This window comes from Caulobacter sp. GW821-FHT10E02 (assembly GCF_059415225.1).
The window spans coordinates 276,020-284,918 of sequence record NZ_JBWKMV010000006.1; the positions used below are offsets into that span (position 1 = coordinate 276,020).

Below are 8,899 nucleotides of genomic sequence, written 5' to 3' on the forward strand. Positions count from 1 at the left end.
GTCCTTGGGGGAAACCATGTTCTCGATCTCGACCCGCCGCGGCCTGCTCGCCAGCGCCGCGGCCCTGAGCCTGCTGGCCGGCCACGCGGCCGCGCAAAGCCAACCGGCCAAACCCGCCCAGGCCTATGATCAGCAGGCCCAGGATCTCGGCCAGGCCCTGGCGGCCGTCGCCCAGGCCAGCGGCCGCGAGGTCATCGCGCCCCAGACCCTGGTGGCCGGCAAGACCGCCCCGGCCCTGAGGGGCCGCTTCACCCCCGACCAAGCCTTCGATCGCCTCCTGGCCAACACCGGTCTCGTCCTGACGCCTGTCGGCGACAAGCTTGTGCTGCGCCAGGCCCCGGCCGCGCCGGGGGAGCCCCAGGCCGGCGACGCTGAGACCCTGTCGGAGCTCGTGGTCACCGGCACGCGCATCCGGGGCGCGGCCCCCGTCGGGGCGAGCCCGATCATTCTGTCGCGTGAAGACTTGGCGAAGAGCGGTTACGCCACGGCGGCGCAACTTATTCAGGCTGCGCCGCAGAACTTCGGCGGCGGCCCGAACGAAGCGACCCTTGGCCTGAGCATCCGCAACGGAGCGGACGCCAACCTTGGCAACGGCTCGGGGATCAATCTGAGAGGCCTTGGTCCCAGTTCCACCCTCGTTCTGATCAATGGAGTGCGGCCCGCCCTCGGGGGCGTCTCCGGTACGTTCGCAGACCTGTCGCTGGTGCCGTCGCTCGCGGTTGAGCGCGTCGAGATCTTGGCCGACGGCGCCTCGGCGCTCTATGGCTCGGATGCGGTTGCCGGCGTCGTCAATATCGTGCCGCGCCGCGCCTTCGACGGAGCCGAAACCACGGCCCGTGTCGGAGTGGCCAACGGCTTCAACGAGTACGTTTTGGGCCAGATCCTCGGTCGCAGGTGGTCAGGCGGCCACGCGGTGATGGCTTATGAATACTACCATCGTGACCGCCTGGCGGCGTCTGATCGCGACTACGCCACAGAGGATCTCCGATCACTTGGGGGTCTCGACTACAGAACCCCCTATTCGGCGCCAGGCACCATCGTCGCCGGCGGACGCAGCTTTGGCATTCCAGCTGGGCAGAACGGCCGAAACCTCACTGCTGGCCAATTAACGCCCGATCGGCCCAACCTTGGCGACGTCTGGGCTCAAAGCGATCTCCTGCCCGACCAATCGAGACATGCTGTCTACGCCGGAGCCAGCCAGGAGATCGGCGCGAACTTGACCGTGTTCGGTGATTTGCTGTGGGCCCAGCGCGCCTTCGACAGACGGAGTATCGCCGAGGTCAGAACCTCCACTGTAACTGCCGCCAACCCATTCTACGTGGATCCTATCGGCGGCGGCCAGCCCATCCAGGTTCGCTATAACTACACCGGCGACCTGGGGCCGATGACCAACTCGGGAACCGTGCGCGCCATCAATGGTGTGGTTGGCGCGACCTATCGATTGAAAGCGTGGTCAGCGACGGCTAGCGCCGGCTATGGCCGGCAGACAGAAGCGACGCGGACGGACAATCAGGTCAACACCTATCGGTTGGGTCTGGCCCTGGCCGACCCCAGCCCAGCGACGGCCTACAACCTTTTCGGGGACCCAAGATCCACATCCCAGGCCACGATCGACAAGGTGCGCGGGTTCTCCAGCAGCCGCGGCCGCGCCCAGGTCTGGTTTCTTTCGGCCAAGGCGGATGGACCTCTTTTTTCCCTCCCGGCCGGCGAAATACGCCTAGCGGTCGGCGCCGAGCGTCGCGAGGAAGAATACGCAAAAGACTCGGTCAGCGACCTCGCCGCCGCCGCTCCGCGCGCCATCGCCAATGTTTATCCGCCGGGCCGAACGGTGTCCGCGGCCTATGCAGAGTTGCGCGTGCCGTTGGTCGGCGAGGGCCAGTCCCCGCTGCGACGCATCGATCTTTCCGTGGCTGGACGAGTCGAGCGCTACGATCAGTGGGGCGTCACCCGCAATCCCAAGGTCGGGCTCGACTGGCGACCGGTCGAGGGCCTCGTCTTGCGAGGCGCCTACGGGACTTCATTCCACGCGCCGTCGTTCGAAAACCAGATCATCGGAATCGGCACCGTCGGATATCAGCCGATCACCATTCCAGACCCCAAGTCACCGACCGGGATGTCGACGGTGCTAGGTCTGCTGGGCAACACCGCCGATCTCGGCCCCGAGCGCGCCAAGACCTGGACGTTCGGAGCTGAAGCGCGTCCGACCTGGCTGCCCGGGCTGCACGCCAGCGCGACCTACTACAAGATCCGCTACCGCGACCGGATCGCCAATCCAAACTCGGCGGCCTTCGATGTGCTTCCCAACCGCGAGGTCTACGCTAGCCTCATCAACGAGCATCCGACCTTGTCTGAGGTCGAGGCCTATTATGCGTCCCCGTACCTGCTGAACTTCGACAATATCCCGGCGTCCGCAGTGCAAATTATCCTCGATCTGCGGGTGCAGAACCTGTCGGTCGTCGACCAGGACGGCGTCGATTTCACACTCGACTATGGCGCCGACCTGGGCTCCGGCCATCTGAGCGCCAGCGTCAGTGGCAGCTACACCCTGGGCCTGTCGCAACGGTTTACGCCGACCGCGCCAAAGGTTGACGTTCTAGGATCCGTCGGCTCCCCGGTGGCTCTGCGCCTGCGAGGCCAATTGGGCTGGAGCCAGGGTCCCCTCGCCGTCAATGCCGCGGTCAATTTCACCGACGGCTATCGGAACCAGACCGTCTCGCCGGCCCAGCACGTCGACGCCTGGACAACCGCGGATCTGCAGCTGAGCTATCAGGTCCAAGCAAGGAGCGGAGCGCTGTCGGGGGTTAGGGCGGCCCTATCGGTCAGCAACATGTTCGACAAGGATCCGCCGTTCGCGGTCCTCCGGACACCGACGACGGTGATCGGCTTCAATCCCGACAACGCCAGCCCCGAGGGCAGACTTATTTCGCTGCAGGTCACCAAGGCATGGTGAACCGTCGCCATTCTCTGGCCGTGACACTCGCCGCATCGATCTTGACGTTAGTGGCCGCTCCTGCGGCGAGTGCGCAGAGCCAGCGGTCGCTGATCGAAATCACAGACCTGTCCGGCCCGGCCATCTCCCCCGATGGGCGCTCGGTCGCCTACCGGCAGAACCAAGCGTCGATCGAGCGCAATCGCCAGACGTTATCCTGGTGGGTCGCGCCGCTAGACGGCTCCGCGCGGCCGCAACGGGTCGCGGGCGGCGGAGACGCGATCTGGCAGGACTATGGCGGCCTCCGCGCCGAGCCCCCGCGATGGGCGCCAGATTCACGAGCGTTTTTCTACCGGGCGCTGATCGATGGCCAGATCCAGGTTTGGCGCGCAACCTCGGAGGGCTTTGCAGTCCAGGTCACCCACGATGATGCCGATGTCGAAGCTTTCGGCCTCACCGCCGACGGCGCGCGGCTGGTCTATGCCGTCGGTCCGACGCGCGAAGCGCTGTTGGGCGCGGAGCGACGGCAGTACGACCAGGGCGTACGGATCGATTCTCACGTCGATCCCAGCCAGAGCCTGTTCGCGGCCGTCGAGGTCAACGGCCGCCTGGCCGCCCAGCGCTTGACCGGCCAGTGGTTCGACCACGGGACGGTGCTCTGGGACGTTCCGCGCCGGTATATCAGTCAGGATCTTGTTTCGGGGCAGGCGCGGGCGGCGACGGACGCGGAGGCGGCCGCCGCTGGCGTCATCCCGCCGGCCAAGCCGGTGCTCCTGGCGCACGCGGCGGTCTCCGCCCGAACGGCGGACGGAGCTCTCGTTGCCGTGGCGCTGGGTGAAGGCGCGGCGCGTCATCTTGAGGTCCGGCGCGGCGAGACCACGATCGCGACCTGCGCGTCTCCGTCGTGCCAGAACCGAATAGTGGCCCTGGCCTGGCGGGGTGAGCAGGAGGTGATTTTCACCGCAGTTGATCTGCACCGCCGGCAGAGCCTGCGAGCCTGGCGCCCGAACACCGGACAGGTCCGCCTAATCGCCACAGCCGAGGGCGTGCTCGATGGCGGCGACGGGCTCGGCGCGCCGTGCGCGTTCGACATCGTCCAAGCCGTCTGCATCGCAGCGGCGGCCGCCGCCCCACCCAGATTGGTGCGAATCGACCTGGCTAATGGACGCCAGACCGTTTTGGCCGAGCCCAATCTTGACCTGAAGCGTGACGCGCCGACCGTCGAGTCCTTGTTCTGGCGAGACCCGACCGGAAGACCGTTTACTGGGTTCCTCGTGCGACCGGAAAAGACCTCGCCAAGCCGACCCTGGCCGCTGTTCATCACTTACTATGTATGCGACGGCTACCTGCGCGGCGGCACTGGGGACGAATGGCCGCTGGCCGTCCTAGCCCAAGCAGGCATCGCGGCGGTTTGCATCACCAAGACCCCGGCTTCGCCCGGCGTCTATGACGCCGCCAGCGAGTACGCGGCCGGCCAGGCGGGGATCGAGACGATCATCGACCAGTTGGCGGCCCGCGGCCTGATTGATGCTCACAAGGTTGGTATGGGCGGCCTCAGCTTCGGGAGCGAGGTGACCACCTGGATGGCGATGCGTAGCGATCGATTGGCTGCGGCCTCAATCGCTTCGACGCAAGTCGAGGCGGCCTACTACTGGGCCCAGGGCGTGGCTGGACGCGACACCCCAGACGCACTGCGTCGGGTTTGGGGGCTCGGCCCGCCGGGCGAAACACCGGAGGCTTGGGCCAAACTGTCGCCAGCCCTCAATGTCGACCGGATCCGAGCGCCCATGCTCGTACAGATCCCTGAGCAGGAATACCGGATGATACCGGAATTCATCGCCAAGATTTCACGCTCGACGACGCCGTCGGAAATCTGGGCTTTTCCAAACGAGCCGCACGTGCTCGTCCAGCCGCGCCATCGGGCCGCCGCCTACGCGCGCAACGTCGACTGGTTTCGGTTCTGGCTGCAGGGTTACGAAGATCCGGATCCGGCGAAGGCCGAACAGTACGCCCGCTGGCGCGCTATGGCCGCGCGCCGTCCTGCGCCGTGATCGGCCCGGTTCTGACCCGGGTCCAAGCCCGAGCCCACGCCTCGGCGTCGGCCAGCTCCAGCAGCCGATGAGCATGGCTCGGTTGGGGCGCTGCAAAGGCGGCCTCCAACGCCGGTCGATCGAGGAGGCCCGCCTGGTTCAACATTCCTTCGAGCAGCCCTTCGCGCACGGCGCCTCGATTACGTTCGAAAAGGCCGGTTACGTAGTGATCGACGCCGCCCTTGGAACGGCGCTCGATCACCCGAGTGGGAAGTGCATCGCGATAGGCAGCCCTGGCGACCGCACGGTCACGCCCTCCTTCGATCCAACGCCACGTGGGGAGACTGAGGCAGGCCTCCAGCACGGGGCGCGCCAGCAACGGTGCGATCGTCGGGATCGACGACATGCGCCCTTGACCCTCACTGTATCCTAAGATGAAGGCGATGGATTCGATGTGCAGGCTGTGACCGAGTAGAGCACGCTGCGGTGTCGCGGCGAGCCAAGGATGCAGATCCCGTCTTTCAGGTACTGCCTCGGGATTCAAGAAGAGGGTGATCGCGCCGCGCGCGGGGTCGTAGGCCTTGCTGATCGAGCGCAGAGTCATACGTGTCGTCGTCCAGATCGAGGTGTTGTGACGCCGGGACAAGTCGCCCAAGGAGCGCAAGAACCCCAGGCTCGGCCCGGTGGTGCGGAAACGATCAGCGACTGGGGCGGGCGTGTTGAGCGAGCAGAAAATGCTATCGCCACCGACGCCGTTGAACACGGCGTCCGCGCCATGGGCCCGGCAGTGGGCCTGTACCATCCTGTTCGCCCCGGCAAGCACGCCGGGGCGACCGGGCCGGGGTAGACGCGGATCCGAAACCGCCATGGGATCGAAGCGCCCGACGGCTAGGCGACGCTCGTCCAAATTAAGGTCAAACGCAGCCGCGACGGCTCTGGCATAGTCACGCTCATCGCCCTCGGGGCCCGGCGACACGCAATGTACCGCCGACAGTTCAGGACGATCGGCAAGGGCCGCGGCGACGATGGAGGAGTCCAGACCTCCCGACAGCTCTAGCACCGGTCGTTCGAAGCGCTTGGCCAGGGCGGCGGTGCAAAGATCGATTTGAGCGCGAAGGTCCTTGGCGGCCCGGTCAAGCGGCGCGCGGGCAAGCTCTCGATTCTGGGCGCGCCACGGGTTCCAATACAGCCGTGCATCCACACCGTCGGGCGTGACCGTCGCGGCCGTGCCCGGCACCAGTTCATCGACGCCGACGATGCACGTCCTGACGCCGCGTGCTCTCCGAAAAGCTATGTCCTCGGAGAGGGTCGCCCAATCGATCCCCGGTGCTGGGAGCCCCGCCTTCAACGCCAAAGCTAGGTCCGAAGCAATATAGATGCCTTCGGATGTCGCCGCGACATAGCACGGCAAGCCTCCAGAGGGATCTCGTGCGATCTCGAAGCGGCCGTAGGTCGCCCCGGCGGGGCCTCGGCAGGGCGCGATAGCGATACAGGGCCCCCAGTAGCGTGAGAGCAGTTGCTCGACATTGAGCCCACCCAGATCATCGGCCCGCGCCGGCGCGCCGGTTGCGTCGAAAGCGGATCCAAGCAGGACGCGGCCATCGACGCTGACGGCTCGAGACAGGGCTCGATCGACCAACAGCAACAAGCCGTTTTGGGATTGGACGATGCGGTCGAGCCGCGCCCGCGCTAAGCATGCTTCAAGCCGCTGTTTAGCCGCGTAGCCTTCATCGTTGCGGCGCGCCAGAAAGCCTACGAACCGCACGTCACACCGCGAGGATCGGCGTGTGGCGGCGGGCCTGGTGGAGCGTCTCGTTCAGAGCGCAATCGCCAGCCTGCACCCAGCAGTGAGCCGAAAATGGTGCGGCCTCGACCCCTATCACGAGGTCGGCGGCATAGCCGTGCATCGCCAAGAACTCCAGCAGCGCCAAGGAGTCTCGCAGGCAAATCGGAGCCAGCGGCAGAAGTCTGCGGGCCGCGGCATATCGGTCGGCCAGCCTGCCGACCCTTCGACCTTCGCAGTCTGCAGTCAGTCCCGAGCGGCGGCGCGTTAGCCGCTCAAGAATCTCCTTCAAGGTGCGGCGGCGCAGTCGAATCGCCGAGACCGCGAGGGCAAGTCCGACTAAGGCGAGGTCGTGAACGCTCGCCCTGGCGCCCGACGCACGCTCAAGACTGCTGTCCTCAGGCGAGCGCCAGTCGAAAGGCGCGATTGGCGGCCCGTCGGGCGCGGACCTGACGACAAGTCCCTGTTCGGACAGCGCTGCAATCCAGCCATCGGCTTTATCGGCCATCAGGTGGTCGAGGGCTGCGGCAAGCGGGGGGGCAAGTTCGAAATACCGATCGGCATCGACGTCCAGGAAGATCGTGCGGCCCTCCGAACGACAAAAGCTCAAACCCGGTCGCAGGCGATAAGCCATTCGGACCTCCGAGGCCGTGTCGGGGCGTCCGCGCGTGAGGCGGACACCCCGAGCGGGGATCAGTCGTCCGACAGGCCGATGGGAGCGCGGTGGCCCATCAGTTCGATCGGCCCTTCAGCATAGGGGCCTTTGGTTTCGTCGCTGGCGCGGCCCAGATCGACGATGAGCGGCTCGACCGCCTTGGTTTGGCTTTGCATGTTCTTCTCCTTGGCGGACCTTCGAGTCGCGCCAACGATGTTTCGGTACTTGGGACGCCCAAAGGCATGGCTTCGGACGTCCCACGAGACAGAGCGACGCCGGGGCGTCGGCGCTGATTAGTCGTCGGCCAGGCCGGTCAGCGGCTGACGACCGCCGAACTCGACGTCGCCGGCCTGCGGCCCCTTGGTCTCGACGCTGACGGCGCCCAGGTCGATCAGGGCGTCTTCGATGTGGTCTTCGATCCGTTCCATGACGGTCTCCTTCATGAGGTCACGCCCACCGTGACGGTTGTACGGTGCGACCGAAGGTGGAGAACACGCAGGGAATAGCGCCGGAATTCTCCGAAAATTCCCGCCGCTCACCGAGGCTCGCGGTCACCCAGGCCATGCAGGTGGCGCACGATGGCCGGCACCAGCCGCAGGCGCCGCCGGTGATAGGCGATGATCGCCTGGCGCAGCCCGGCCGCGTCGCCAAGACCCGTCAACCGGCGCAGCTCGGCGACCTCGTCGGCGAAGTCGGGGACGAGGTCGAGTTCACGCCGTCGGGCGTGGTGCAGTCGGTCGCTGACCCCGGCGACGGCCCATTCGACCTCGACGTTGCCGCTCTGGCCGGCCAGCACGGCGAAGACTCGCTCCAAGTCCACGATCGGCCGAACAAGCGGAGCGTCGTCGATGGAGCGCGCCTGGTCGACCGTGGTGGCGCGCAGGGCGTTGGCCAGCAGGGCGGCGTTCCACTGGTAAAGGTCCGACAAGCCCGGCTCGGTGATCCGGGGGAGCGAGAAGCCTTCGCCTTGCAGGCTGAGCAGCAGTCGCTCGCCCGCCATGCGGTGCAAGGCCGCGCGCACCGGCGAGGCGCTGGCCCCAAACCGCCGGGAAAGATCGCGGATGTCGACGCGGTCTCCGGGCCTGTGGTCGCTTTCGGCCAGCAGATGGGTTTTGATGGCGAGATAGACCCGCTCGCCGGTTCCAGCCTTCTCGATCATGTCGGCGACGATGATGACGCTCACGGCGGCGCCGCGCATCTCCGTAAAAATCCAACGGGATTTCTCCGGTGTGGCGCCGACGCCTAGGCCTTGAGCTGGTCGATCACCGCCCGCAGGCCCGCCGACATGTGGCGGCGGCTGGGATAGTAGAGATAGAGGCCGTCATCGGGCGCGCACCAGTCGTCCAGCACCCGCACCAGGGCGCCGCTCTCCAGGTGCCGCATGACCCGGTTGTCCCAGACATAGGCCAGGCCGCAGCCTTGCAGGGCCGCCTCGACCATCAGCTCCTGGTCGTCCAGGGTGATCGGCCCGTCGACCTCCACGTCGATGGCCTCGCCGGCCT

General features: G+C 66.6%; 8 protein-coding genes. 2 read left to right on the forward strand and 6 right to left on the reverse strand.

The genetic code is table 11. The features are described from left to right. The first annotated feature begins 16 nt into the window (after window positions 1–16). Window positions 17–2,950, forward strand: a complete 2,934-nt coding sequence (locus tag AC07NI_RS25965) for a TonB-dependent receptor (protein WP_494624564.1) — start codon at window positions 17–19, stop codon at window positions 2,948–2,950. Continuing rightward, window positions 2,944–4,980: an Atxe2 family lasso peptide isopeptidase gene (locus AC07NI_RS25970; protein WP_494624566.1), complete on the forward strand. Its 2,037-nt coding sequence runs from the start codon at window positions 2,944–2,946 to the stop codon at window positions 4,978–4,980. The genes AC07NI_RS25965 and AC07NI_RS25970 overlap by 7 nt, the downstream gene beginning before the upstream one ends. Here the strand turns inward: AC07NI_RS25970 and AC07NI_RS25975 are convergent. The 6 genes from AC07NI_RS25975 to AC07NI_RS26000 all read right to left on the reverse strand — a co-directional run. Beyond that, entirely contained in the window at window positions 4,952–6,724 is a 1,773-nt protein-coding gene (locus AC07NI_RS25975; RefSeq protein WP_494624568.1) for an asparagine synthase-related protein, read from the reverse strand. The two genes, AC07NI_RS25970 and AC07NI_RS25975, sit on opposite strands and share 29 nt — an antisense overlap. A gap of 1 nt (window position 6,725) precedes the next feature. Then, window positions 6,726–7,376 (reverse strand): lasso peptide biosynthesis B2 protein, encoded by a 651-nt coding sequence (locus AC07NI_RS25980; protein ID WP_494624570.1) that lies wholly within the window; start codon window positions 7,374–7,376, stop codon window positions 6,726–6,728. A 59-nt stretch (window positions 7,377–7,435) separates the two neighbouring features. Beyond that, on the reverse strand, window positions 7,436–7,573 hold the full coding sequence (locus AC07NI_RS25985; RefSeq protein WP_494624572.1) for a benenodin family lasso peptide: 138 nt from the start codon (window positions 7,571–7,573) through the stop codon (window positions 7,436–7,438). A gap of 117 nt (window positions 7,574–7,690) precedes the next feature. Next, window positions 7,691–7,825 carry a benenodin family lasso peptide gene (locus tag AC07NI_RS25990; protein ID WP_494624574.1) on the reverse strand — a complete coding sequence of 45 codons (135 nt, stop codon included), beginning with the start codon at window positions 7,823–7,825 and terminating at the stop codon, window positions 7,691–7,693. A 107-nt stretch (window positions 7,826–7,932) separates the two neighbouring features. Then, entirely contained in the window at window positions 7,933–8,580 is a 648-nt protein-coding gene (locus AC07NI_RS25995; protein ID WP_494624576.1) for a GntR family transcriptional regulator, read from the reverse strand. Between the two features lie 59 nt (window positions 8,581–8,639). Next, a partial coding sequence (locus tag AC07NI_RS26000; RefSeq protein WP_494624577.1) for a LysR substrate-binding domain-containing protein occupies window positions 8,640–8,899 on the reverse strand: 260 nt, incomplete at its 5' end.